Source organism: Streptomyces sp. NPDC014656 (assembly GCF_043084305.1).
Classification (GTDB): domain Bacteria; phylum Actinomycetota; class Actinomycetes; order Streptomycetales; family Streptomycetaceae; genus Streptomyces.
Genome location: NZ_JBIBZN010000045.1, coordinates 1 through 1,003, shown reverse-complemented (window position 1 = coordinate 1,003; position 1,003 = coordinate 1). Strand labels below are relative to the sequence as shown.

The window sequence follows — 1,003 nt, the reverse complement described above, 5'->3', positions numbered from 1 at the left end:
TCCATCCCCGCCGCCCGCGCCGCCTCGATCCCGAGCGGACTGTCCTCGACCACGGCACACCGCTCCGGCGCCACCCCCATCCGCTCGGCCGCCCGCAGGAAGAGGTCCGGCGCGGGCTTGCCCCGGCCGACGTCGTCCGCGCTGAAGACGTGCTCCTCGGGGAACCACGCGTCAAGACCGGTCTTCCGGTGCCCGACCCGGATGCGCTCGTGACTCCCGGACGAGGCCACGCAGTACGGCAGAGCTGCGGCCCGCAGCTGCGCCAGCACCTCCACGACACCCCGCACGGGCTCCAGCTCCCGCCGGAACGCCTCGAAGACCCGCCCGTGGAACTCCTCGTCGAACTCCGCGGGAAGCCGCCGACCCGACCGCTCCAGCACCAGGTCGTGGATACGGTGCACCGCCCCGCCCATGTAGTCCCGCAGCGAGTCCTCGTAGCTGGTGGGATGGCCCAGCTCCGTCAGGTAGCCGGCGAGGATGGTGTTGGAGAGGGGCTCGCTGTCCACGAGCACCCCGTCGTTGTCGAAGACGACCAGGTCGTAGCGCATGGCACCGACCTTAATTCTCCTGAACGCAGAAATGCCTCGGGCCCCGGAAACCTGTTTACACAAGGTTTCCGGGGCCCGAGGCCAAAGAAAGTTCGGCGGCGTCCTACTCTCCCACAGGGTCCCCCCTGCAGTACCATCGGCGCTGTAAGGCTTAGCTTCCGGGTTCGGAATGTAACCGGGCGTTTCCCTCACGCTATGACCACCGAAACACTACGAAACACACCAGCAACCACAACCCACTCAAGATGGGTATGTGGTTGGTGTTCGTGGTTTCAGAACCAACACAGTGGACGCGAGCAACTGAGGACAAGCCCTCGGCCTATTAGTACCGGTCAACTCCACCCCTTACAGGGCTTCCATATCCGGCCTATCAACCCAGTCGTCTACTGGGAGCCTTACCCTCTCAAGGAGGTGGGAATACTCATCTCGAAGCAGGCTTCCCGCTTAGATGCTTT

1 protein-coding gene and 2 rRNA genes are annotated in these 1,003 nt (G+C 64.6%); all 3 read right to left on the bottom strand.

The window, feature by feature from the left end:
- On the bottom strand, window positions 1-548 hold a 548-nt coding region (locus tag ACF1ED_RS37265), incomplete at its 3' end, for an HAD family hydrolase (RefSeq protein ID WP_391767805.1).
- Between the two features lie 90 nt (window positions 549-638).
- Window positions 639-755, bottom strand: a 5S ribosomal RNA gene (gene rrf / locus ACF1ED_RS37260).
- A gap of 95 nt (window positions 756-850) precedes the next feature.
- Window positions 851-1,003: ribosomal RNA gene (locus ACF1ED_RS37255) — 23S ribosomal RNA — on the bottom strand; the annotation flags it as partial.